The organism is Mesorhizobium sp. WSM4833 (assembly GCF_055811095.1).
In genome coordinates, this window is the sequence record NZ_JBVVQG010000015.1 from 42689 (window position 1) to 68341 (window position 25653).

23 protein-coding genes are annotated in these 25653 nt (G+C 57.1%); 2 read left to right on the top strand and 21 right to left on the bottom strand.

The genetic code is table 11. The annotated features are described in order from the left end of the window. The first annotated feature begins 1 nt into the window (after position 1). Both AC0L2D_RS25510 and AC0L2D_RS25515 read left to right on the top strand, forming a co-directional pair. Positions 2–703, top strand: coding sequence for an ABC transporter ATP-binding protein (locus tag AC0L2D_RS25510; protein ID WP_473542938.1), 702 nt, complete (start codon positions 2–4; stop codon positions 701–703). A gap of 187 nt (positions 704–890) precedes the next feature. After that, entirely contained in the window at positions 891–2048 is a 1158-nt protein-coding gene (locus AC0L2D_RS25515) for an acyltransferase family protein (RefSeq protein ID WP_473542940.1), read from the top strand. 21 nt (positions 2049–2069) lie between these two features. On the opposite strand, the gene AC0L2D_RS25520 is transcribed toward AC0L2D_RS25515, so the two are convergent. From AC0L2D_RS25520 to AC0L2D_RS25620, 21 genes are all read right to left on the bottom strand, one after another. Continuing rightward, on the bottom strand, positions 2070–3899 hold the full coding sequence (locus AC0L2D_RS25520) for a rhamnan synthesis F family protein (protein WP_473542942.1): 1830 nt from the start codon (positions 3897–3899) through the stop codon (positions 2070–2072). A gap of 70 nt (positions 3900–3969) precedes the next feature. After that, on the bottom strand, positions 3970–5889 hold the full coding sequence (locus AC0L2D_RS25525; protein ID WP_473542944.1) for a rhamnan synthesis F family protein: 1920 nt from the start codon (positions 5887–5889) through the stop codon (positions 3970–3972). Positions 5890–5970: 81 nt separating this feature from the next. After that, positions 5971–7890 carry a rhamnan synthesis F family protein gene (locus tag AC0L2D_RS25530; RefSeq protein WP_473542946.1) on the bottom strand — a complete coding sequence of 640 codons (1920 nt, stop codon included), beginning with the start codon at positions 7888–7890 and terminating at the stop codon, positions 5971–5973. A gap of 100 nt (positions 7891–7990) precedes the next feature. Then, positions 7991–9049 (bottom strand): NAD-dependent epimerase/dehydratase family protein, encoded by a 1059-nt coding sequence (locus AC0L2D_RS25535; protein ID WP_473542948.1) that lies wholly within the window; start codon positions 9047–9049, stop codon positions 7991–7993. 40 nt (positions 9050–9089) lie between these two features. Continuing rightward, a complete protein-coding gene (locus tag AC0L2D_RS25540) occupies positions 9090–10187 on the bottom strand; it encodes a class I SAM-dependent methyltransferase (protein WP_473542950.1) in 1098 nt (365 codons plus the stop codon). Between the two features lie 30 nt (positions 10188–10217). Further along, on the bottom strand, positions 10218–11099 hold the full coding sequence (gene rfbD / locus AC0L2D_RS25545; protein WP_473542952.1) for a dTDP-4-dehydrorhamnose reductase: 882 nt from the start codon (positions 11097–11099) through the stop codon (positions 10218–10220). Next, positions 11096–12166, bottom strand: a complete 1071-nt coding sequence (gene rfbB, locus AC0L2D_RS25550; RefSeq protein WP_473542953.1) for a dTDP-glucose 4,6-dehydratase — start codon at positions 12164–12166, stop codon at positions 11096–11098. The genes rfbD and rfbB overlap by 4 nt, the downstream gene beginning before the upstream one ends. 22 nt (positions 12167–12188) lie before the next feature. After that, on the bottom strand, positions 12189–12743 hold the full coding sequence (gene rfbC / locus AC0L2D_RS25555; RefSeq protein WP_024503666.1) for a dTDP-4-dehydrorhamnose 3,5-epimerase: 555 nt from the start codon (positions 12741–12743) through the stop codon (positions 12189–12191). Beyond that, positions 12744–13625 (bottom strand): glucose-1-phosphate thymidylyltransferase RfbA, encoded by an 882-nt coding sequence (rfbA, locus tag AC0L2D_RS25560; protein ID WP_013532727.1) that lies wholly within the window; start codon positions 13623–13625, stop codon positions 12744–12746. Positions 13626–13768: 143 nt separating this feature from the next. Further along, positions 13769–15100: an O-antigen ligase family protein gene (locus AC0L2D_RS25565; RefSeq protein WP_473542956.1), complete on the bottom strand. Its 1332-nt coding sequence runs from the start codon at positions 15098–15100 to the stop codon at positions 13769–13771. After that, positions 15097–16356, bottom strand: coding sequence for a tetratricopeptide repeat protein (locus AC0L2D_RS25570; protein WP_473542958.1), 1260 nt, complete (start codon positions 16354–16356; stop codon positions 15097–15099). The genes AC0L2D_RS25565 and AC0L2D_RS25570 overlap by 4 nt, the downstream gene beginning before the upstream one ends. After that, positions 16244–18622, bottom strand: a complete 2379-nt coding sequence (locus AC0L2D_RS25575) for a GumC family protein (RefSeq protein ID WP_473542959.1) — start codon at positions 18620–18622, stop codon at positions 16244–16246. Before AC0L2D_RS25575 ends, AC0L2D_RS25570 begins: the two co-directional genes overlap by 113 nt. Before the next feature lie 29 nt (positions 18623–18651). Continuing rightward, positions 18652–19434 carry a polysaccharide biosynthesis/export family protein gene (locus tag AC0L2D_RS25580; RefSeq protein ID WP_024503662.1) on the bottom strand — a complete coding sequence of 261 codons (783 nt, stop codon included), beginning with the start codon at positions 19432–19434 and terminating at the stop codon, positions 18652–18654. Further along, complete coding sequence (locus AC0L2D_RS25585; protein ID WP_473542962.1) at positions 19434–20243, bottom strand: tyrosine-protein phosphatase; 810 nt, start codon at positions 20241–20243, stop codon at positions 19434–19436. Before AC0L2D_RS25585 ends, AC0L2D_RS25580 begins: the two co-directional genes overlap by 1 nt. Positions 20244–20363: 120 nt before the next feature. Continuing rightward, the gene (locus tag AC0L2D_RS25590; protein WP_127369837.1) at positions 20364–20684 is read right to left on the bottom strand and encodes a hypothetical protein; all 321 of its coding nucleotides are present in this window, start codon (positions 20682–20684) and stop codon (positions 20364–20366) included. Between the two features lie 331 nt (positions 20685–21015). Next, entirely contained in the window at positions 21016–21501 is a 486-nt protein-coding gene (locus AC0L2D_RS25595) for a hypothetical protein (RefSeq protein WP_473542964.1), read from the bottom strand. A 736-nt stretch (positions 21502–22237) separates the two neighbouring features. Further along, positions 22238–22510: a hypothetical protein gene (locus AC0L2D_RS25600; protein ID WP_473542966.1), complete on the bottom strand. Its 273-nt coding sequence runs from the start codon at positions 22508–22510 to the stop codon at positions 22238–22240. Between the two features lie 57 nt (positions 22511–22567). Further along, on the bottom strand, positions 22568–23710 hold the full coding sequence (locus tag AC0L2D_RS25605; RefSeq protein WP_473542968.1) for a glycosyltransferase family 4 protein: 1143 nt from the start codon (positions 23708–23710) through the stop codon (positions 22568–22570). Further along, entirely contained in the window at positions 23707–24282 is a 576-nt protein-coding gene (locus AC0L2D_RS25610) for a glycosyltransferase (RefSeq protein WP_473542970.1), read from the bottom strand. The genes AC0L2D_RS25605 and AC0L2D_RS25610 overlap by 4 nt, the downstream gene beginning before the upstream one ends. Then, positions 24222–24863 carry a glycosyltransferase gene (locus AC0L2D_RS25615; protein WP_473542972.1) on the bottom strand — a complete coding sequence of 214 codons (642 nt, stop codon included), beginning with the start codon at positions 24861–24863 and terminating at the stop codon, positions 24222–24224. The genes AC0L2D_RS25610 and AC0L2D_RS25615 overlap by 61 nt, the downstream gene beginning before the upstream one ends. Continuing rightward, positions 24841–25650 (bottom strand): class I SAM-dependent methyltransferase, encoded by an 810-nt coding sequence (locus tag AC0L2D_RS25620; protein WP_473542974.1) that lies wholly within the window; start codon positions 25648–25650, stop codon positions 24841–24843. Before AC0L2D_RS25620 ends, AC0L2D_RS25615 begins: the two co-directional genes overlap by 23 nt. Positions 25651–25653: the final 3 nt, after the last annotated feature.

Here is a 25653-nt window from a genome sequence, read left to right on the forward strand (position 1 = left end):
CATGACCTCCATCACACTGAACAATGTCAGCCTCGTTTATCGCCTGTTCGAAAAGCTGACGCTTTCGGCGCCTGGCCGGCGGCGGAGCGCTCTTGGCGGCAACATAGCAGGCTCCGGCACCAAGCAGGTTGTGCAGGCGCTTGACGATGTCAGCTTCGAACTCAAGGCGGGCGACCGGTTGGGGCTTGTCGGCCCGAATGGCGCCGGCAAGACCACATTGCTCAAGGTCCTATACGGAATCTATCAGCCGTCGGGCGGCACGATATCGATCGCGGGCAAGGTCGACGCCCTGTTCAACATCCACATAGGGTTTCGTCCCGAAGCCACCGGGCGCAGAAACATCGTGCTGAGGGGGTTGATCAGCGGCTGGACGGCGGACGAGATCGAAGAGAAGATGGAAGAAATAATCGATTTCAGCGAACTCGGCGACTTCATCGACCTGCCGTTCAAGGCTTACAGCCAGGGCATGGCGGCACGCCTGGCATTTGCGGCAGCGACCTCGCTTGAGCCTGAAATCCTGCTGATGGATGAATGGATTGGCGCCGGCGACGCTTCATTCCAGGAAAAAGCCAAGCGACGCATGGACGAACTGGCCGAAAAGGCCGGCATCATCGTGCTGGCCAGCCACGACGATGCGCTCATCCAGCGCGTTTGCACGAAGAAAATGACACTTCGAGCTGGCCGGATTGAGTCGCTGACTTAACTCGCCTCAAACGCAGTATCCTAATCGATACCAAGAGTGCATTCGGATCCGCAGTCAGCTACATGCAGCGGCGAACACCACACTTCAACGGCGCGGGTTCAATAAAGCTGGCTGGTCGATGTCAGGTTGCGCCTCAACCTCATTCCCTGTAGTCGACACCCATCACCGTTTAGATGGGGGCGCCCCAATGGATACAGCGGAAACGAAGAAACAGGTTCGACACGCCTATCTCAGCGCGCTGCGTGGTATTGCCGCTCTTTGGGTGATATCGGTCCATGTCGCCCACATGCCGCAGCCTGGTATAGAGCTGCCACCTTGGTTCGACCTCTACGTGGCCAACGGCGTCTGGGGGGTCCAGCTGTTCTTCGTCGTCAGCACGTTCTCTCTTTGCCTGATGCAGCCCAGTCATGCTGATGAGCAGCGACCGCTCTTGGGTTTTGCCTTGCGCCGCTTCTTCCGCATTGCGCCGCTGTTCTATCTGTTGGTGGCGTTCACACTGCTCTCCGTCTTCGAGCCGGCTAGGGATATCTTCAATACCAATCCGGCTGGGTTCAATCTCAATGTCAGCACGTTCCTGACGAACGTGACATTCATCTTCAACCTAGTGCCGGGGTATGGCCATCAGACGTCGCTGGTTCTCGCCGGCTGGACGATTGGCACGGAGATGATGTTCTACCTGATCTTCCCGTTCGTCTACGCCCGCACGAAGGACATATGGAAGGCGACGACCGTAATGCTCCTCAGTCTGGCGGTGGCAAAGGTCTTCAGCATGACGGTGTCCCTGTTCGCTGTAGACCCGGCCAGTTACCAGATGTATTCGATCTTTCACCACCTGCCGATTTTCATGTTCGGTTTCGTAGCTTTTTGGGGACTGCCCTTGCTCAGGGATCGGCCCAACAGCAAGCACATCGGCGCCGCATTGCTGGCCTCCGTCCCGGTGCAGTTCTATGCGATAGTAGGAGGTTCGGTGCCTTTCATTGAGCCGTACCATTGGCTAGGCGTCATGTTCGCCTGCCTTGTCGTCGGCCTCGCCCTTTGTCCGATCCGAATTCTCGTCAACAAAACCACGGCCTGGATTGGCGACATCAGTTACTCGGTCTATCTCGTTCACAGCCCGATCATCGTTGCCCTGTTCCCGATCTTTAAACAGATACAGGCGTCGGGAGGGGGCAGGATAGAAACGTTTGTTTCCTGCTTTGTGCTGACGCTGGCGTGCGTCCTTCCAACTGCCGCGGTGACCTATAACGTCTTGGAAAGGCCGACCAACGATTGGGGCAAGCGGCTTGCCTCTCGATTGGCAGGACGAAAAGAACGGCCTCGACTGGTCGTTCGTGAAGCAGCCTAGGAAGGACACGAAAGCCGGCTGCTAACCCCTGGGCGCAATTATCCTTTGCAGGCAGCGATAGACCGGCCTGAGGATCCTGAACGCTATTGGCGATTTGGCCACGATTGATCTCTTGATCGAGAAGATGAGGCCATGAAAGGCTCTTCTCACCCCCAGGTTTCCAAATTCCACCGGCGCTCCGTTGGCGCACAATGCCTGCAATTTGGCCTCCAAGATAACGTAGTTGTGAGCAGCATGCCCAGCGGTCATCACGTGTCGGAAGGTGTATCCGGCATCGATCGCGACATAGGCCATGAGCCGCTCTATGGCGTGGACCAAACTCCCATCCCGATAATCCATATTGGCAAAATCGTCCCAGCTCCATTTGTTTTCGAAAAGCTTCCTTAGAGCTGCGGGACGAAACCAGTACATTCCGCCGTAGGGCGCGACGGGTGTGCTATCATCCAAATGCACGATCAGACCCAGTTGCCTGGCAAGCCTTGCAACGCTGGCTTTGTTGCCAGACCATGAGTTTCCTATGGTCGGATACCCAATATGAACCACCGGCGGCATAACGAGACCAAGCGCCGGGTTGTTGACGAAGAGTTCGAGCAAATTCGAGACATATCCGGGCGTGTGAAGAAGGTTCTCAAAAGTGTGGAGCTTGAATAACTCTCCCCTCGGGCCATCTTGGGGCGACCGCTTCGAATGGATGCGGCAGATAAGGTCGTAGCGGTTCTCGACCACGTAGTCCCGGCATCCGATGAGGAGAGCGGAGGTATCCCTGCCATCGTTCTGGACGACCAGAACCGTGGTACTTCTGGCGTTCCGTGCCTTCGCGACGGCTTGCTGAATCAACGCTTGCTTGTCGGCATTGTCGGTCGTGATGATCAGGTCATAGCCCTTCGGTACGTTTTCGGCATAGCCCAGAATCTCATCGATCATGTCAACGTGATATACATGCGCAAGAACGGCTATCCGGTATTTGTCCCAATTCCCTTGCGCACCAACACGGACATCCGGCAGAACGGAGAGCAACGCGGCGTTGCCGCTTAGCGTACGAGGCTGACCTAGGCGGCCAACACTTTTCCATATCAGCGACAAATCGTAATCTGATTGGTTCTCTATTATCTCCAAGGCACGCGGCAGGTTGATGGCGCCGCGTTCGAGCGATAGCGTGTCGTGAAAAAACAGGCGCCGCTTCAGGATCGGGCTGCGATCCTCCAGTGTTTTGTCCGGCTCCATGAAAACCGGGTATGGCGTCTTGTATCGTTCCGGATCGAGCAGCACCGAGCAGGCGTAGCCCAAAGCCTGAAAATGCGCTGTGAACACCGTCTCATGCTTCGCGACTGAATCCAAATAGGAGTTGATGGGCACCATCCGGGTCCAATAGTCACGAAACGCCTCTGACTGATGCAAGGACCGCCGTACTGCGATGAAATGAGAGTTGAGATGGAAAGGCAGCTCCGATTTCCGCACGTCGATCGGATTCGGCCTTATCGCCTTGTGGGCGGAGATCCCCCAAAAGTCACAGTGACGTTGGTCCATCTCCGAGAACATTTCCGAGAAGGGGAAAATCGGGCCGTAGAACGTGTGGTTGAAAAGCAAGATCTCGTCGAAGTGCGAAAGTTCATCCCAGCCGATGTGTTCGAGGCCGGTTCGATAGGCCCATACATCGAACCCTTCGTTTTCCCTGATCAGGAAGCCATCGGCAGCATCTGAAAGCCGAGACTGAGCTTCTTTGTCAACCGAACCGTTGCAAACCACTAGCAGTTTCTCGACAAAAGGCCGGATCGATGCAATCAGGTGAAAATAGTAATCGTCTATCTTGCCGTATTGATCGTAGTAAAATGCAATGGCCAGACGCTTCATCAACCTCTCTCTTTAGTTGATTGAAACGTGATCCGCATGTGTATGCCTCTTCGTTTATGCAGTGTTACGCTCACGAGTTCGGCTTTAAAACGGAGGCCATGCCACGATAGATCGGCCTGAGTATTTTGAACAGGACAGGCGCTCTGAACTTTAGCGAGCTTTTAACGGCGAAATTGAGCCCGGCCAGAGAGTGTCTCACCGACGTTTGCGCCCACGGCACGGGGGCTGGCAGATAGTTTGCCGAGGGATAGCCGGCCTTCTTCCATTCAGACAACATGTGACACTGCCACTGGAAGTCGCCCGAGGGCATCAGGCTGGCAAGCTTTTGCAGCTTGAACTCCAGCATGGTGTAATTGTGCGCCGCCTGGTGCGCGCACATGATGTGGTGCGTGGTGTATCCAGCATCCTGAGCCGCATAGGCAATCAGCCGTTCGAGCGCGTGAGCCAACCCGCCGTCGAGATGATCCGGCTCGGCATTAAACTCTTCCCATTTCCATTTGTGTTCGAACAGCTTGCGCAGCGCCCGCGGCCTGAACCAAAACATGGTGCCATAGGCAGCCACCGGCGTACTCTCATCGAACTTGACGTTGATCTTCAACAGACGCGCGATCTCCTCGACCTTGGGCCTGTTGGCAAACCAGGAATGTCCCATGGTCGGATACGAGATATGAAAGATCGGCGGAATGGCCAGTCCGACTGAGGGATTGCCCTGAAACATATCCAACACGTTGTGAACGTAGCCACGGGTATTCAGCAGATTCTCAAGCATGTGCCGCTTGAACAGATTGCCCCGCGACGACTGCACTTGAGGCGACTTCTTTGTATGCAAGCGGCAGACGAGATCATAACGGTCGTCGATGAGCAAATCGCGTAAGGAGATAAAAAACGAAGACATGTCACGACCGCGATTCTTCTCGATAACACGCACGATGGCCTTCTTTATGCCAGGGCGTTTTGCCAAGGCGACTTCAATCTCGGCCCTTTTTTCCGGCGTATCCGTAGTGGCGATAAAATCATAGGGAACCGGAATGTTCTCGGTCAGCGCCAATATCTCGTCGAGCATGTCGGTGTAGTAGACATGCGCGCAGACCGCGACGTTGCCGTAGTCGCCGGCAGCACCATCACCTTTCGCCCGTTCATCCGGCAAGACACTCATCAGCGCAGCGTTTGTGTTGAGATTCCTCAACTCGGAGCTGCGTAAAACATTCCGCCAAATCAAGTTAAGATCATAGTCGGACGTCTCTTTGAGAACACGCAACGCACGCGGCAAATCAATGCCTTCAGCATTCAAGAACATCGGGTCGTGAAAAAAAGGGCGTCGCTTTAGCAAAGGAAATCGGCTGACGATCGTCTCATCAACGTTAATAAATGCGGGATATCGCGATCCGTATCGATCCGGATCAACATAAGCCTCGGCTGTATAGCCAAGATCTATAAAATGTTTGGTAAACCGTGATTCGTGAAGCACAATGGCATCGACGTACGTTTCGATTTTCGGGAGGTTCTCCCAGTATCTTTTGAAGGCGCGCGATTTCAGCATGTGTTTCCGGACAGCAATGAAATTCGCTGTAAGATGACGGGGCAGATGACCTGTACCGGTAAATGGGTTTGGCGTCATTTCCTGATGGGCAGCACTGCCCCAGAAATCGCAATCCCGGCCTTCCATTTCCGAGAACATCTCCGAGAATGGGAAAAGAGGGCCATAGCAGGTGTCGTTTAGTAGGATAAGTTCATCATACTCGGAAAGACCATCAAAGCCGACAGCCTCAATGCCAGTCTTATATCCCCATACATCAAAGCCCTCATTCTTCCGAATTAGGATTTGATCGCATTTATCTTTTATTGCTATTTCTGAAGCCTTTGAAAGATCCCCGTTGGAGACAATAACAATCCTTTCAGAAAACTCGCGCAACTTTTTTAGTAAAAATATGACATAGTCATCCGCTATCCCACGTTCGTTATAGAGAGAAAATATGGCGATGCGACGCACCTGACACTCCTGAATAGACCGGGAAACTTTACTTGTCTGATGCCGATCATTGTCGCGAAATGCGATTATCTATGGTTACGCTCACGAGTTCGGCTTTAAAACGGAGGCCATGCCACGATAGATCGGCCTGAGTATTTTGAACAGGACAGGCGCTCTGAACTTTAGCGAGCTTTTAACGGCGAAATTGAGCCCGGCCAGAGAGTGTCTCACCGACGTTTGCGCCCACGGCACGGGGGCTGGCAGATAGTTTGCCGAGGGATAGCCGGCCTTCTTCCATTCAGACAACATGTGACACTGCCACTGGAAGTCGCCCGAGGGCATCAGGCTGGCAAGCTTTTGCAGCTTGAACTCCAGCATGGTGTAATTGTGCGCCGCCTGGTGCGCGCACATGATGTGGTGCGTGGTGTATCCAGCATCCTGAGCCGCATAGGCAATCAGCCGTTCGAGCGCGTGAGCCAACCCGCCGTCGAGATGATCCGGCTCGGCATTAAACTCTTCCCATTTCCATTTGTGTTCGAACAGCTTGCGCAGCGCCCGCGGCCTGAACCAAAACATGGTGCCATAGGCAGCCACCGGCGTACTCTCATCGAACTTGACGTTGATCTTCAACAGACGCGCGATCTCCTCGACCTTGGGCCTGTTGGCAAACCAGGAATGTCCCATGGTCGGATACGAGATATGAAAGATCGGCGGAATGGCCAGTCCGACTGAGGGATTGCCCTGAAACATATCCAACACGTTGTGAACGTAGCCACGGGTATTCAGCAGATTCTCAAGCATGTGCCGCTTGAACAGATTGCCCCGCGACGACTGCACTTGAGGCGACTTCTTTGTATGCAAGCGGCAGACGAGATCATAACGGTCGTCGATGAGCAAATCGCGTAAGGAGATAAAAAACGAAGACATGTCACGACCGCGATTCTTCTCGATAACACGCACGATGGCCTTCTTTATGCCAGGGCGTTTTGCCAAGGCGACTTCAATCTCGGCCCTTTTTTCCGGCGTATCCGTAGTGGCGATAAAATCATAGGGAACCGGAATGTTCTCGGTCAGCGCCAATATCTCGTCGAGCATGTCGGTGTAGTAGACATGCGCGCAGACCGCGACGTTGCCGTAGTCGCCGGCAGCACCATCACCTTTCGCCCGTTCATCCGGCAAGACACTCATCAGCGCAGCGTTTGTGTTGAGATTCCTCAACTCGGAGCTGCGTAAAACATTCCGCCAAATCAAGTTAAGATCATAGTCGGACGTCTCTTTGAGAACACGCAACGCACGCGGCAAATCAATGCCATTCTGCTCCAAAAAAATCGGATCATTGAAGAATAGGCGCCGCTTTAGAATCGGATTTCGATCCGAAATAGCCTCATCCACCTCAATAAAAACAGGATATTTTGATGTATACTTTTCTGATTCAACGTAAACATCAGAACCATATCCGAGATCTTCAAAAAACTTCGTAAACCGCGACTCGTGAATCAACACAGAGTCTTTATAGTCCTTGATCATCGGCATACTTTCCCAATAATTCCGGAAAGCGAGCGAGATAAGCATCGTCCTTCTTATCGCAATGAAATGAGAGTTTAGATGGTTGGCCAAGCTCCCCTGTCCGGTGAAAGGATTGGGTACCATTTCTCTGTGGCCGGATATGCCCCAGAAATCACAATCTCGGCGCTCCATTTCCGAGAACATCTCCGAGAATGGGAAAAGAGGGCCATAGAACGTGTGATTAAGCAGAAGGATTTCATCATAGTTGCCGAGCTTGTCGTAGCCTATAAACTCGAGCCCATCGCTGTACGCTCCAACGTCGAGCCCCGTATTTTCACGGATGACTATCTCGTCCACAGCAGACCGGACTGAAATTTCCGACGATCTTGAGAGGTCGCCGTTGGAGACAAAGATAATCGTCTCTACGAATGGTCTCAGTTCGCCCAGCAGGAAGAGTATGTATTCGTCGACAAGACCTGTTTCATTATAGAAGAAAAAAATTGCCCCACGACGCATTCCCAATTCCCCGCAAAACCAAACCCACGTGGCATAGGGACCACGTCTCCCATGGAAGTATCTCGACGGCGGAACACTTCCTTGTCACGATGTCGTAGTTCTAGCCAAGTTGTGAATCTATCCATCCGGAAAGCTGGCCGATCCCTTCATCCACGCTTTTCAAAGGTTGCCATTCCAGTTCGCGAACCGTCCTATCAATGTTGGCGACAGCGGACCGCACATCGCCGTTGCGGAACATGCCGTTGACATGCGGTTCCGGCGCTCCGTATTTTTTTGCGATGATCCTTGCCAGGTCAAGAACCGTGGTCTTGGAGCCGGTACCGACATCGTAGGCGAGCGACTGCGATAGATCCGCGGCTGCGGCTTTGTCGAGAGCAGACGCCACATCGTCGATGAAAACGAAGTCCCTTCCGATGTCCCCATCTTCATAGATCGGGATACTCTTGCCTTCTTTGGCCATTCTGATGAACAACGACACAATTCCCGTGTAGCTATTCGTCAAGGACTGCCCGGGACCATATACATTCTGAAGGCGAAGCACGTTGACGGTTGTTCCGAACGACAGGGCCCAAGCCCGCAATATCTGTTCCTGGGTTAGTTTCGTCGCGCCGTAGATGCTGGTTGGATTCGGCATCGTTTTTTCTGCATCCATTGGCAGAGCTTCAAGCCCGGGGAAGTCCCATTGCGCGCGCTCAAGCTGTTGCCTCGATCTCTGACCGGGATACGTTACCTCGCCTGCATTCTTGGACCGCCATGCACCTTCTCCGTAGACGGCACGGCTTGATGCCAGGACAAAACGGTCCGGAACGTGCGATACCGCAGCGAAGGCATCCAACATGCGGGTAGTGCCAAGGACATTTGCGATCGCGTGGCGCGAGCCCTCTGTAAGCGACTGCCCCGTGCCCGTTTCAGCCGCCAGATGCACCACGACGTCCGGTCGGGCAGTTTCCAATGCCTGCGCCCAGGTCGAAGCCTCGGTCACATCGGCAACCATGAGTTCGACGCGAGGGTCCAGTTCGGCAGGACGTTTCCGTTCAGCGTGAATCTGGGGATGCAAACTATCGATGACAATTACACGCCCGAAGCGGTTTGCCAATTTGGTCGACAACGCACATCCAATGAACCCGGCTCCGCCGGTCACGACACATATTTTGGACATTAATCAGCATTCCATGTTTCGTTGACCCGTTTGTTCGCCATCAGCGTCGACCTGATTTGAATGGATTAGAACCGCGAACCTTGATTATGTTGGCGATCGCACGGACACGGCGCGCGAAGCCTCGCAAGGGTCTCGTCAGACGCCAAGAGGTGCTGGCGTAAACGGCATCCAGGACATCATGCAGGCGCTTTTCCTCAGAGCGTGCATTGTCGCGCTCGGTCAGCAACACACTCGCAGTCGCATGCGCAGCCGATACTTCTTCTTGCAGAACCCGGAGGTCTTCAACTCTTTCAACAAGATTAGCGCGAGCGCTGTCGCGCTCGGTCTGAAGCGCAGCAATGTTGCTCTCGTGCTGTTGCCGCCGTTCTTCAAGGCTCAGCGCAAACTGCGCTTCCGCCTGCCTTATCGCATTTGCGGCATTTCTGCGCTGGGCAACCGCCTGGCCAAGATGGGCGAAGGCGGTTCGTACAGCCTCCCGGCCATGATCTTGTTCACCGGCAGCGAAAAGTGCCTCGACCGCTTTCGGGTAGCTGTCGCCAATCCCCAAGACGCCCAGGCCATGCCCATGCAGGAACTCGAAATGCGGCCGGCCCGCCGAGATCTCACCCCAAAGTCGATAGACTCCGAAATCGCGTTCATGCACGTTCGTGTCGTGAAAGAGCACTATGGCATTCCGCGTAAGTTTCGGCCGCCAGTTTTCGAAGTCATGGCGAACGGCGTCGTAGGTGTGCAGTCCGTCAATGTGCAACAGGTCGATGCTTTCATCCTCGAAATGGTCAACAGCCGCGTCGAAAGTCGACCGCACGAGACTCGAGAAGGCCGCATACTTTGGAGCGTGGTAGGTGGCCAGATCGGTATAGACCCGCTCATCGTAAAAGCCGGCATGCTCGTCACCCTTCCAGGTATCGATCGCATAGCAACTGCAGGGGAGACGCAGCAGCTCGATGGCTTGGCAGGCGGCACAATAGGAGACACCGGTGTGCGTGCCAAGCTCGACGAACCGATGCGGCCGGAACGCATCGACAAGCCAGAATATGAATGGAACGTGCTCGATCCATGCGGACGGAGCATCGAGGTCAGGGAATCGGAATGCCGTCGAAGTGAAAGGAATCATCGCTGTCTTTTCAAGTCCAGGCAAGCGCGTTGTTCCCGAAGGGCAAGGACATCGTCAAGCACACCGAAGAAGCCGGCGCACCACTGCCTCCGTCGATTGACGCCAGTCCGGTGCATTCCAGCCGAACACGTCGGCGAATTTCGCGCTCGATAGCCGGGAATTGGCGGGGCGGCGCGCCTTGGTCGGATAGTCCATCGTAGCAATGTCCCGTACCCGCGCCCAGGGACCACCCAACACGCGGCTTGTGTCGAGGATATGGCGGGCAAAGCCGCTCCAGTTGGCCTCGCCGGTTCCGGCCAGATGATAGATGCCGGATGTGGCGGCGCCCTCGTGCAGCCGTGCCGCCGCATGCAGGATCGCGTCGGCTATATCAAGTGCCGATGTTGGATTTCCCCACTGATCGGCCACCACCGCGATCTCGTCGCGGTCGGCGGCCAGCCGCAGCATGGTTTTCACGAAATTCTTGCCGAACGGGCTGTAGACCCATGCCGTGCGCAGGATCAGATGGCGCGGATTGGCCGATGCAACCGCCTGTTCGCCGGCAAGCTTGGAGGCGCCATAGACGCTGCGCGGTGCAGTGGCGTCGGTCTCGACATAGGCGCCAGGGGCGGTGCCGTCGAAGACATAGTCGGTCGATAGATGGATGACGGGAACGCCAAGCTCCGCCGCGGCTTGCGCCACCTTGCCGGCGCCGAGGGCGTTCACCGCGAACGCCAGATCGGGCTCGTCCTCGGCCTGATCCACCGCCGTGTAGGCGGCAGCCGACACGACGATATCCGGCTTCGCGGCCGCGATGGCGTCGATCACCGTGTCGGGTCTTGCAAGGTCGAGTTGCGGACGGCCAATGGCGATGACCTCAACGCCGGCGGCCGCCTGGCCGGCCTCCAGAAGGCTTGCCGCGACCTGTCCGTCGCGCCCGGTGACAACCAGCCTCACGCCGCCCCCTTGCGTGCTTCGCCCAGCCGTTCACCGGCATAGCGCTGCTCGCGGATCGGTCCCCACCACCATTTGTTGTCGAGAAACCAGTCGACGGTCTTGGCGAGGCCGCTGTCGAAATTCTCATTGGGCGTCCAGCCCAGGTCCCGGCCTATCTTCGAGGCGTCAATGGCATAGCGGCGATCGTGACCGGGGCGGTCGGTGACGAAGGAAATCAGGTCGCGATAGCTCTTGCCCCCTGCCCGCGGCCGCCTGCTGTCGAGCAGATCGCAGATCGTCTCGACGACGCCAAGGTTCGTCCGCTCGGAATTGCCGCCGACATTGTAGCTTTCGCCCGGCAGTCCCCTGGTCGCGACAAGTTCCAGCGCGCGTGCGTGATCCTCGACGAACAGCCAGTCGCGCACATTGGCGCCGGCGCCATAGACCGGCAGCGGCTTTTCATCGAGCGCATTGAGGATGACCAGCGGGATCAGCTTTTCGGGAAAGTGATAGGGTCCGTAATTGTTCGAGCAATTGGAAAGCACGACCGGCAGGCCATAGGTTTCGTGCCAGGCCCGCACCAGATGGTCCGAGGCCGCTTTCGAGGCGGAATAGGGCGAGGATGGCGCATAGGGCGTTTCCTCGACGAACATGCCGCCATCGAAGGGAAGATCGCCGAACACCTCATCGGTCGAGACATGATGGAAGCGGAAATGGCTCTTCTTGTCCTCGGGCAGGCCGCGCCAGTACTCCAGCGCGGCATTGAGCATCTTGTAGGTGCCGACGATGTTGGTCTCGATAAAAGTGCCCGGCCCATCGATCGAGCGGTCGACATGGCTCTCGGCGGCAAGGTTCATGACGATGTCGATATCGTCGCGCCGGAGGATATCGAGCACGGCCCTTTCGTCGCAGATATCGGCCTGCGCGAAGCGATAATTGTGTGCGTTCTCGATCGGCCGCAGCGAGGCCAGGTTTCCCGCATAGGTCAGCTTGTCGAGATTGGTCACCCGATAGGCCGGGTTGGCGCATAGATGCCGGCATACCGCCGAACCGATAAAGCCAGCACCGCCCGTCACCAGAAAATTCATGCCGCTGTCCTCAAATAACCCATCAGGCGAACACCTCGGCGGCAGCCAGCAGCGGCGCCTTGAGGTCCTTGTCCGAGAGCTGGAACCCGCCAGTCAATGACGGCCATTCGATGCCGATGGCGGGATCGTCGAAACGGATCGACCGGTCATGCGCCTGCGAATAGGTATCGGTCACCTTATACAGGACCTCGGTGTCGGGCACGAGCGTCACGAAGCCGTGCGCGAAGCCTTTCGGCACCAGAATCTGGTTGCCCTTTTCGGCCGACACTTCGAGAGCGACCCATTTTCCGAAGGTTTTCGAACCGCGGCGAATGTCGACCGCAACGTCGAGAATGCTGCCCCGGATGACGCGCAGCAGCTTGTCCTGGGCGCGCGGCGCAAGCTGATAGTGAAGCCCTCGCAAGACGCCCGCCGCGGCGGAATAGGAATGATTGTCCTGCACGAAAGCCAAGTCTATGCCGGCCTGCGAAAAGCGCTCGGCATTGTAGGTTTCGACGAAGAAGCCGCGCGCGTCGCCATGTCGCTTCGGAACGATTTCCAGAACGCCATCGATGCCAAGGGGCCTGACTTCCAGCACCTAGGCCTCCGACAGGTCGACGACACGCCGGCGCAGATAGGCGGCATATTCGTTCTTGCCCAAATGGTCGGCGCGACGCAGAACCTGGTCCACAGTCAGCCAACCCTGTTCAAAGGCGATCTCTTCGGGACAGGCGACCTTGATGCCCTGTCGGTGCTCGATGGTGCGCACGAAGGACGAGGCCTCATGCAGGCTGTCATGGGTGCCGGTGTCGAGCCAGGCATAGCCGCGCCCCAACCGATGCACATGCAACTGGCCGCGCTCGAGGTAGACGTTGTTGACCGCCGTGATCTCGAGCTCACCGCGCGCCGAGGGACGGATGGCAGGGGCAATGTCGACGACGTCGTTGTCGTAGAAGTAGAGACCGGTGACCGCCCAGTTGGATTTCGGCACCTGCGGCTTTTCCTCGATCGTCAGCGCCGTTCCCGTGGCCTTGTCGAAGGAAACCACGCCATAACGCTGGGGATCCTCGACATGATAGGCGAACACCGAAGCGCCCTTTTCGCGCGAGGCAGCGTCGCGGCAAAGCTGCGACAGCCCATCGCCGAAATAGATGTTGTCGCCGAGAATCATCGACACGTTGTCCTTGCCGATAAAATTGCGGCCGATGATGAAGGCTTCCGCCAGCCCGTTGGGCTGCGGCTGCTCGGCATAGGACAGGTCGAGCCCGAACTCCGATCCATCGCCAAGCAGATCGCGAAAAACCGGCAGGTCACGCGGCGTCGAAATGATCAGAATCTCTCGGATACCCGCGAGCATCAGAACGCTCAGCGGATAATAGATCATCGGCTTGTCGTATATCGGCAGAATTTGCTTAGAGACTGCTAATGTTAGTGGATAAAGACGCGTTCCACTGCCTCCAGCAAGGATAATTCCTTTCAAGAAGCTCTCCTTGACATGCCTGAACCCCCCGGTCCTAGCCGCCCGTGCTTAGGTTCCATGCACTGGCTTGTCAATCTCGGCGTTCGTCAAATGACTGGGTCACGATCCGGCGCCAATCCATGGCCAATTCAGGCGACGCATTGCTATCGTCTTGCCAAAGCCGGCCTGACGGGAACAAGCAGATTGTCATCATGGGCGGCGGTCGACTCGCCTCTCTGGCTCAGCCGCTCAGCAAGTCCCTTGTGAAAGATAACGCCATTCATATAGGCGAAGGTCATCGCCAGTGCCGCCGTTCGCAAGGGATAATCGACCAGGGAATGAACGAGCAGAAACGATACTGAGAGAAACGCCATTTTCTGCAGCGGATCTCGCCGTGCCGTAACGGAAAACACAAAAAGCAATATCGCGTAAGCTGCGACCAGAAAGACAACAGGAGCGCCACCTTCAAGTGCCAATTCCAGATAATCATTGTGGGCGTGATTGACGTAGGGCTTGAAGATCATCTCTCCCTTTTCGTAAATCTGATAGACCTTCGGAAAACTCCCAAAGCCGACGCCCGTCGCCCAGTTCTCTTCAATTCCCGCGATCGTCGTGCGGGCAAATTCGGCCCGTCCAAAGGCCGGGTCAACCACTTCCGCATCGATCTTCGTCCACGCCCCGAGCGTGTAGAGTGAAAGCCCGATGAAGACAGCGAGTATTCCATACCCGCCCAGCCTCGAGCGCGCGGACAGAAAGACGACTGATACCATGGTGATCGCCAGCCCTATCAGAATACCGGCGCGCGAACCGGCGGCCAGAAGCAACAGCAGCAGCGTTATCAAGCCGAGCGACCCGGACAGAAGGTGCCCGCGAAACAGGCCGTAGTAGACAACGAAGGGAATGGAGACGAAGAGCAAAGCTGAAAAATGGTTCTGGTTGGCAAACAGTCCCGCATTGATCGTGAACGGCAACAAACCCTGTATGGCAACCCTATCGGAGAGCGAATACTGGATCGCCGCAGCCAGTCCGTTACAGATGACACCCATGAAAAAGAAGGGCAGAAGGCCGTAGACCTGATCTGGGCGCAAGCGGGTGACGCTCAGAAAGAATGCAGCCATCGCTACGAAATACAACAGACACTCGATCGTACGTCCCACGCCGACACTGACGAAACGCAGCCCGGTTTCACCGCTCAGCCACGGATTTGCAAGTAGAACCTCAGGCCGCAATCCGCTCAACAGAGCGGCGGGCAGCGGCACGATTTGAAAACAGAACACGGCAAGGCCCAGAGCAAGCAACCACAGGGCCGAGCGAGGGATGCCGTGTTCCGACGGCCTTGAAAAGACAGCCGCGGCCGAGACGATCGCCGCCACCTCGATCAGCGCTTCTGTGTGGAGACCGCTCGCGGTGCCGCCGCCAATCAGCACCGACAGGAAGAGAACCGACCCAAGCAGATATTTTTCCCATTCCGTGGACCGGGTTGACCGCTCTCTCAAGATGAAACTCTTTCGATGCTCAATTTGTGCATGACCAACGTGCCAACGTACCGAAATCGCCAACTCTCAGCGATGGCAGCTGTTTCCAGCCGCAACAATTGCATGGGACACGCGCTTGGTCCGATCGCGAAATCCAGGCTCAACTCCCGCCGATTGAATGTGCCTTCCGGAATGTCGAACCGAGCTATTTCGCCCGCCGGATCCGCGCATCTGATCCACCAGAACAGCTGCTTGGGCAGCTTCAGGTTTCTCGCGGAGGCGATCAGGGAAATCCTGTAGGAGCCGGGAGGCAGTTCGACATATTGCTGGAGCGCGGCGTTCTTCACCGGCGTATTCAGGAATCGGACAGTCGCTCCGCTATCGCCTTCGCCAACATCGCGCGCCCCGGCAAAGGTAATTTCCAGACCGGAGCGGTCGCGAACCTGCCAGTCGAATGGCTTGCCGCTGAGTATCTGTTCAAAGCCGCCGTTGAAAATGTATCCGGCCAGTGTCCGCTCCTGATCGGACAGACTGAACAGGAAAAGCCGGTAGGCCGCCTCGTATTCCTTCTGCCTGATATATCCGTTGATTACGGCAGACAGTTCCTTCGACGTCGGTTGTGAGATCGATCCGGCAAGGTCCAGCAACAGTTGATTTGCGACGCGCAGGCCCCGCGGATCCTTACCAAGCGCGGTGAAAAGACTGGATCTCCACGGTGCCTCGATCCTCAAGGCTGCCAGGACAGCCTGGTATCCGTCCGGGTTTGAAAGAATAGCCGGCAAGCCCGCCGCAATGACTGGAAATCTGTCGGGCCACCGGCGCAGCAACGTGTCGATCTCGGCAACGGCCTTTGACAGATCGCCCACCTCGATCGAGCGATCGATCGATCTCTGAAGCGAATGGATTTCAGTCTTGGACAGCTTTCGAGCCTGGTCGAAGAGTTCGAAAGCCTCATCTTTTTCGCCTTGTCGATACTCAATCTCGCCTATCAGGCTGTAGAGCCGGGCATCCGCAACATTGAAACGAAGCGCGCCCTTCGCCTTTGTTGCCAAGACATCGAGATCAGCACCGTCGCCTGTTTCGCTCAACCGACCGGCAATTTCGCCTATCAAGGCATCTACGTTGAACGGATCGAGCGCAAGCGAGACGGCCGGCGTTTCCGACTCAAGAAGCCGACTTAGCCCTACCGACGAAACCGCCAACACCAGAACGGAGGCGACGAACCAAACGCCTGAACGCCGGAGATTTCGCGTGAGCGGGCTGGCCTGCTCCGTCATCGACTTTGCCCTCAATTTTCGGGGTACTCGCGCCATAGTCGTAGTACTGATAGTTCATGTATTTATAGGCGTAATTGTAATCGAACTTGTTGACCGTAAATTTCGACATCGCCGCTCCGATCACATTCGCACCGGCTGAGCGCAGACGCTTGAGTGCCGTTTTGGCTGACTTGCGTGTGACCTGATTGGTCGAAACGACCATCAATGTGCCTTCGGCAAGCCGGCTGAGGATTGGTGCGTCGGAAAGACCGACGACCGGCGGTGCGTCGATGATGACCAGATCGAAGCGTTTGCCTAGATTGGTCAAGATCAACGCCATCTTCGGCGACGAGAGCAGGTCGGCCGGATTCGGCGGAATCGTTCCGGACGTCAGCACGGTGACATTGGGATATTTCGTCGGTCTGAAAATGCCCGGCAGATCGTCCTTGCGAACGGTATTTGTCAGCAGGTTGCTCAACCCGATCGCATTGTCGAGGCCGAACAGCCGGTGCAGGTTGGGTTTGCGGAGATCGCCGTCAACAAGCAGAACCCTTGCGCCGAGTGCCGCGAAATCCTGGCCAAGTTTGAACGACGTGGTCGACTTGCCTTCCGACGGTTCCGAACTGGTCACCAGCAGCGATCGCGGCGCGCCCTCCGCACCGGAGAACTGCAGCGATGTTCGCAGCGAACGATAGGCCTCGGAGAGCCCGGATTTTTGATCGGCGATGCTGGCTATGAGTTCGCGATCACCAACAAGCGGCAGGATGCCGAGCATCGTCAGCCCCAGCTCTTTCTCGATCTGCTCCGGATTGGTGAAAGTGTTGTTCAGCAACTCGATGATGTAGATGATCGATGCAGCCAGTGCCATGAAAAGCGCGAGAGCGACTGCAAGATTGATGCTCAGACGTGGAGAATAGGGGGCTGTGGGCAGCGAAGCGAAATCGACTATCGCAGCGCTTTGCGTCTTGAGCTCCGAGCTAACACCGACTTCATTCAGCTTGGCGATAAGGCTGTCATACTGCGACCGGTTGGAGTCGACTTCGCGCTTCAGGATCGTGTATTTGATATTCTTGTCGTTGAAGACGACCTGCTGTCTCTCCATCTCCGCGAGCTTGGACTTGAGGTCGGTTTCCTTGTTCTGCGCTTCCTGATATTTCAGCCGCAACGAATCGGTTATCGCCAGCACGCCGTTGTTGTAGAGTCGCTGCAGTTCCTTGATCTGCGATTGCAATTGCTGCATTTCCGGAAAACCGGGTTTCAGGATGCCCAATTTCTGCTGATACTGGCTGGTCAGATCCGCCAGCTTGTCGCTAAGCTTCTGCAGACCTTCGCTTTCCAGAACCGGACCGAGGCTCGACCCGCGGCCCTTTTCTATCTGATCGACCACCCGCCCCGCATCAAGACGCTCCTGGATTGCCGTGGCCAGGGCGGTGTTCAGGGCTTCGATGTTCGAGCCGATCAGCGATTTGTCGTCGCCGGTAACAGTGATGCCGGCATCTTTTGCATAGGTGACCAGTTCCTTTTCGGAGGTCTGCAGCTTTTGCTTCACCTGCAAAACCTGCTCCTGGATGAACTGCCGTGCCAGATCGGAGGTCTCGCTGGTCTGATCGAGACGTTGATCGATAAAACTCTGCGCGACCTGATTGGCAACGTCGCTTGCATATTTCGGCTTTTGATCGACGAAGGTGATCGATAACAGGCTTGTATTGGTGACCAGATTGACCGTTAGATCTTCCTGGATGCTCTTGATGGCAATTGCCTCGCGCTCTTCGGGCGTTTTCTCCTCAATGGAAGGTGATTTGGACATCCCGAACGCACGGTAAACAATATTGCTCGGGGAGAAGCTCGGCGTCGGAAACAGAAAGTCCGGCCTTTCGCCAAGTCCAAGCTGGAACACCACGCGCTGAGCCAATGCCCGGCTCTTCAGCTTCTCCCGCGCGGTCAGGAAGGCCCGGACGTCGCTGTTTTCGGAAACAACCTCAATGTCCTGAAACACTTTCGCCGAAGGCACCAGAACTTCGAGCTGTGTCGTCGCCTGATATTTTGGTGTCTGCATCATCGTCACGATAACGCCGGCAACGAGCCCGGCGGCCGCCATCATGACGATCAGCCAGCGATACTGGACGATGTATAAAAGCAGCTTGAGCGGGTTGAACCCCTCATCCTGGCCCGCATAGTCGCGACCATAGGGACCGTAGTTTTGCGGCACGTCGTAATAGGAGTCCGCGGACAGGGCCTGACCATGTCCGGGTCCGGCAAGTTGGGGCTGCCTGTTGCGATCGAGCATGCGCGAGGTGATCCTGGGGTTGTCCGTGTCTACGGAATGACCGCAATGCGGGCAGCGCTGGAGGCGAGGCCCAGCGCATCCTTCAAATTGTTCATCGCGATTTTCGACTTCGAAGCAAAAACGACGACCACGTCGCCGCCATAGATGCGCGGGTTGCGGTTCTTGCCGGCGCGGATTTCCTCGACATTGTAATTTGCGACCAGCTTGTTTTGGCCGACATTGCGATAGACGAAGACCTTGCCGGCATCACCGACCGGATTGAACCCTCCGGCAAGGGCGATCGCGTCGAGCAAGGAAGCGCTGCTGGACACCGGATAAATGCCGGCCTTGTTGACCTCACCATCGACCGTGATGCGCTGGCCAATCGACTCCTTGACGAAAATCGTCACGTCAGGCGACTGCAAGTACTTTTCACCGTAGGCAGTCTCGATTTCCTTCTCGAGCTGACGAACGGTCTTGCCGGCTGCAGTCATGGTTCCAATCAGCGGAAGCGAAATCTGCCCGCCTGCGTCGACCTGAACTGTTCTGTTCAAATTATCGACCTGAAACACACTGACCTCGAGCACATCGTTGGCGGACAGCGGCTGCTCGCTGCCATTCTGGGTATTCTGCGGCGGCGGAAGATCCTTGACCACCTGCAGCGTACCACCGCCAGAGAGCGCCGATGAAGACGCCGTCGGCTGCAGCGCATCGACAGAACTGGTGGTGGACGTCGATGTCGACGACGTGCTTGCGCAAGCAGATATCGCTAGTGATGCGAGTAAGGCGGGCACGGTGCCCGCACGACTTCTTGCAAGGTCGAAAATGCCCATCAAAGAGCCCCGCTCTTGAACAACCGGCCCAATCCGCCAAACCGCCCCGCACTGCTGCCGCCCGACTTTCTCGCGCTTTGCTTTCCGATGGGCACGAGCGGCCGATCCTGCAATATCGCGTCCGGGCGTTTCACTGCCATGTTGTAAGCCTCATCTTCCCCACACCGGTTCGCGATGGCGACAACCGCCTGCGAAAGCCCTGGCCGCCGGCGGCTGGCGCCGTGCGTATCGGAGGCGACAATATCCACCCTGCCCTCATCCAGCAGCTTCTCCGAGTAGTAGAGCGCCGTACGTCCAAAGACCCCCGTCACAGAATCAGCCGTGAGCTGAATAAGGCAGCCTAGCGTATTCAACCTCTCGATGACGTCGTAATTCGCCTTGATCCAGGTCAACCGTTCTGGATGAGTGAGGATCGGCACGAAGCCGGCGCCTATGAGACGGGCGGCGAAGTCTTCGAGCCGCGGAGGCAGAATGTGATGTGGCGGTTCGAACAGGAAATAGCGGGATCCGTTCAGAGTGGGCACCGTACCAAGCCTCAATCGATCGGGAAGATCAGGCGCGAGATGAACATCAGCGCCAACGTATAAGGTAAGCGGTATGGCAGCGCGATGAAGCTCCAGTTCCAACGCCTGAACAGCCTCCGCAATGTTTGGCGTGGCGTTCTCATAAACCCCAGGCATCACATGCGGCGTACATACCATATGCGTTGTACCGTCGGCGACTGCCAGCCGTGCCATCTCCAGCGACATGGCCAAGTCAGGAGAACCGTCATCGAGACCGGGCAGGATATGTGAATGCAGGTCGATCATTGGCGTTTCTGGTTGAGAGGAGGCAAAGCTTCGCCTCGACAAAATAGAAATGCGTCACCCGCATGAAGGCGAATGACGCATTTGACAAATTTACACAAAACAACGGGTGTCGTATCCCGCCTACCGGCTGACCGCGTCGTCGTCATCCTGCAGGCCGATAATAAGGGCGGCGGCACCACCGACGGCGGCGCCGCCCAAGAGAACCGGCAGCATGCCAGGTTCTGAGCTGGCGGGTACGATCGTCGCAGTTGGTGTCTCAAGCGAAACGCACATGCCGCCTTCGATAGGGTCGACCTTGACGGTGGCATTGGCTGGAATATCGAGCGCGCAATTGGCTCCGATAGCCAGCGAAGCAGACGCCTGCGCCCCGGTCATGATGCGAGCGCCCGCATACACCGGCGCCTCGGCATCCACCCCTGCATAGCCGCCGGCCTGGGACATCTGGACATCACCCCGGACCTGCGTAAGCCGACCTATCGCGTCTGCGGACGCCGGCACGGACGCAAGACAGGAACAGGTTTGTTGAGCTACAGCCTCGGGCGCGGCCAACAGGACGCCCCCTGCGACGAATGCAACAAAAGCAAAAGCAGCCCCGAACCGATGGTAACTCATCATTTTTACCCCACCAAAACCTGCAACTCGCCCTGCTGGTACGAATCACACCCACCCCACCCCAAGCAATAAAGCAAATGGTTAAAGAATCCAATAAACTAGCCGGGCCGCCGACCGATCCAGCACTTTCACTACAGCGGCCAACACCGCTTAATCTTCGTCAGCGGCTGACGCCGTTGTCGTCGTCCTGCGTCGCCGCGAGCACGCCAGACGTCAGAAGCGCGCCCGTGAAAATCGCCTCCGGCGGACCGAACCCGGCGCCGCCACGGGAGGGCTGAATAGCAGCCGTCTGCTCAGAGCCGACAAGCTTGAGGCAGATGTTGTTGCCAAGGCGGGAAACGTCGAGGCTCGAATTGGCCGAAACCTCCAGACTGCAGCCGCCGACCAGAACGGAGGCCGCGCCCTTGGCGCCAACCACCACACGGCTACCAAAATCGAGCGCGCTTCCGACCTTGGCAGCGCCATAGCCCGTTGTTTGCGACACCATCACATCACCGATGGCGGAATGAATGGATCCGATCGGGCTTGCCGAACCTTGATAGGGTGTCGCGCAGCTGCACGAAGCATCCTGGGCAAACGATGAAGCTGAACCAAACCCGATTGACACGACAAATACGGCAAGCGCAGTTTTAACCACAAGGTTCATCAGTCTTCGATCCCCTCTTGCTGCACCGCTTCCGGCGCACCCAGTCCAAGGCAGTTCATTAGCGCGTACCAGTTTTTGGCCACAATTCCAACCTGTTTCGCGCGCGCGAGGCGATTTAAGCTGATGCGTGTCTGTCCGAGCACAGTACTTTAGTGAGAAGGCATGAGCAATTTAGCTGGCCAGCGCACGTTTATTATTAACAGACAGAAATTGAGGTTTCCTTTCCGTCGCCATTGTTCCTAAGGACAGGCCGATCAGAGTCGCGGAGAAATTAGGCACGCTAAATGCGCAAGAAGCCCCACAGCCTGTACTAGCCAAGCGTCAGACGGCATTCGTGTTCGATACTCACTGAGGCAGTGTTACCTTTCGGCGGAACCTCTGCCTCTTCAGGATCTTCCCCAAGAAGCTCGGAAGGCGCATATGCATCCTTCTGTTTGCCGTTGCGGACGGACGCGATCTCTATGCCACTCTTGCCCTGACGGATCGTCAAAACGAACGGATTGAGCACTATGCGTCGAGTTCCGGGAAAGAGCGGTACGCATCGCATCGCTGCGGCGGCCCCGAAATCCCGCTCAGCAAGGTTTGTACGTTGCGCCGGCCTGAACCGGCTGGCCGCAGAGAATTCCGCCCTGCGTAAGTATGGTGGCCAAATCTTCCCCCTCAGCTGTCAGGCACTGCACAACAAGGGTATCGCCAACCCTGGAAGCGATCTTGCCGTCGCAAGGTGTTCCGGCACCTACAGGTTTTTGCAGGCCAGGACGAGCCCCTGATAGTCTCGGCGCGCCGCTTCCGTGACCAGGAGGCGCATAGCCTGAGGCCTGGAAAACGCCGCCCCGCACAGCAGGATCTTGCGACCGCCGACGCGCAGATCATCGACCGATGGAATGGCGAGCTTGCCGTCAAACGGCTCGAGCGCGGCTACCGGCTTCGTGGGGGACGAGCCGCCCCTCTGCAGGACGATTATGCCTAGAAAGCCAACACCAAACAAAACAGCCACGACGGCAAGCAACGCTATGCTCCTGACTGACAAAACCATCCTCCATCCGACCCTGTGCGGCCGGTCCGCTCATTTCGTCGCAAGGGCGCTCAGTCTTTCTATCTGCTGCATGTACTTCTCGATGACGATCGTTTCCGAAAACTGCCGCTCGACCTTGTTTCTGCTCCGGGCCCCCATCCTGTCCCTGGACGAGCCGTCCAGCCGCGCAAACTCGACCATCTTGCTCGCAAGGTCATCAGGGTCCCTCACCTTACACAGGAAGCCATTGACGGCGTGGTCCACCACTTCCCTGCATCCTGGCACGTCGGTTGCGATCAGCGGCTTGCCCATCGCAGCCGCCTCAAGCAGCGAGCGCGGCGTTCCCTCCCTGTAGGAGGGCAACACGACACAATCGGCGGCACGCATGAAAGGCCGCACATCGTCGGTGGAGCCGAGATATTCGACCAATCCCTCGGCAACCCATTTTTCCACGTGCTCGCGGCTGACCGCGGTCCGGTTTTCGACATCAAGAAAGCCGAGCAGCTGGAAACGCACTCCGGGCACCTCACGGCAAACCCGACGGGCCGCCGTGATGAACTCGCCGACACCCTTGTCCCAGAGAAGCCGGGCCACGAGAAGAAAGACGATGGCGCCAGACCCGGTGCGCGCTTCGGACGACGGGGCAAAACGCACGAGGTCGATGCCGGAGCCAGGCAAAAGCGCGGTTCGATCCTTGCGAACCAGTCGTTCATCGACGAACAGCATCCGGTCATCGTCGTTCTGGAAGAAAACCATTTTGGAACGGGCCAACGCTACCCGGTACAAGACCTTGGCAATCCTGAGCAGCAGACCACCGCGGACGAACGCCGTCCCCAATCCCGAAATGTTGTTGATGACGGGAATGCCGTTCAGATTGGCCGCGATGGAGCCGAACACGTTGGGCTTGATCGTGAAGCCGACAAACGCCAGCGGTCTCTCGCGCCGCAAGATACGCCAGTAGCGCCACAGAAGGACCAGATCCCGCAACGGTGACGTGCCGGAATTGTCCATGTCGAGTTCGACATAGCGGCAGCCCATGGCCGCAATCAGCGAAGAATACGCGTCTTTCGGCGCGACGACGACCACCTCATAGCCACGGCTCCGCAGCGCCTCGATCAATCCCTTGCGGAAATTGACGACATTCCAGGATGTGTTTATCGAGACGATTATCTTGTCGCGAGCAACGGGCGTCATCTCTGCCCACCCGGATATGACGACGGCGCTCTCAACAGCATATCCGCAAACCGATCCGGCGATCTTTCCGACAAGGTCTTTCCGTACAAGGCCGACCGATCGCCGCCTTGGATGACCTTCAGCAGTGCTTCCGCAACTTCCGACGCGCCAAAGCCGGCTGAAATCTCCAGACCCGACAGCATGTCCAGATCTCCCGCACAGGGGGTGGTGACGATGCCAGGAATCCGGCAAGCCATCATTTCCAGAAGGACGTTGGGAAATCCCTCCGTCGCCGACGTGAGCATGCCGGCACGCGCTGCGCGAAACAGTGGAAACGGGTTGTCTCTCTGGCCGAGCAGATTTAGTCGCGAGGCCAGCTCAAGCTCGCCAGCGCGGGCTCTCAACTCCGCTTGCATGGGTCCAGAGCCAACCATGGTCAGCTCATAATCCTCGCCGGTCCTTCGTCTGACCTCGGCCAGCACATCAACCGCGATCGTCGGACGCTTCACATCAATCAGCCGACCGCACCAGACTATCTGCGGACGGCGGGAAAGTATCTCGGCGTCGTGCCCGGGCAATGCCTCCATGGACATTTGACGATGAGATCTTCATCGACCGGGTTGGGCAAAGTACGCAGCTTGGCGATTGCTCGGCGGGGCAATACGTCACGCAGGCGTTCATTCATATAGCTCGTTTGCGCGACTATCATGTCCTGGCTGCCATAGGCAGCGTAGAGCGCCTTGTAAGCGAGCGCGCGAGGACCCTTGAAGCGGTCCAGAAGCACCGTGGACTCGCGGGCGACCAGCCTGTGGCTGCGGAGAAGTCCAACGCTTCGGGCGGCAGCCAGAAACGAGTTTACCCGTGCGTGGCTCGAGAACACCAAATCGTACCGATGCCGGATCAGCCGCGGAGCGAGCAAAACCTCGCTCATGGCCTTACCGCCGCCAAAGCCGTAGCTGCACCGAATTCCCTTCTGGTGTGATCCAGCGGCCTCGCCCGCCGCCTGGCCACCCAAGAAGCCGATTTCGACGTCCCAGTCGGGTCGTCTCGCGAGTGCGCGCGCAACAAGTTTCAAGATGGTTTCGGCACCGCCTCTTCTGTCGAGCGGAATGGCGATCAGCGCGAGCTTCCTTTTCATGAGCCGCGGGAACTCACTGTTTTCGCCGAAAGACATAGGCGTAGGTTTCAGCGGCATCCTTGCGGAGAAGCAGGGCCGAAACGCCTAACCAGATGCGCCAGGCAAGAAAGGCCGGCACGAAAAAATAGAAGTAGGAGCTTTTCCAGAACAGACGGCGCTCGACAAGTTCCAGGTCGTTCCGTTTTGCGATTGTCTCGACGTCACTGGGCAAGCACTTGTCGTAGAAGGCCGGAAACCCGTCATGACCCATGCCCTTTTCAGGATAGATCGCAAAAAGCAGCCGTCGTTTCATCCCCTCCGGCAGGACCCGATTCAATCTGGCAAAAACAGCGTTGCGCGAGGGCGAGAAAATGGCAACCACGCCTCCCGGCTTCACGCAACTGGCAATGCCGCGCAAGGCACCCTCGCCATCACGGACGTGTTCGAGCGTTGCCTGGCAAATGACGACGTCAGCATCGCCCCTCCCCCTAAACGAGGTAAGGTCCGCTTCAATCTCCTCGTCGTATATTCCGCGCGGCGCTTTCGACAACTCTTCCGCGTCGAGGTCGAGCCCAACGACAAAAAGCCTCAGGCGCCGCTTCTCCGAAAGACTGACGAACGGCCTGGCGCCCCCGCCAAGGTCGTAAACCCGTGCGTTTGAGGTAAGTAAGGGAGGTGCTATCTCCGTCGCAAAGGTCCGGTTGCCGTCGATGCGAAGGCGTCGCGGCAGAGCTCTGTCCAGGAACTCGGAAATAGCCACATTCGCACGAACAAACTTTCGCAATATCGATACTGCTTCACCACCGGTTTCGTTTGGCGATCTGCGCCCACTCGGATTGGACATCCG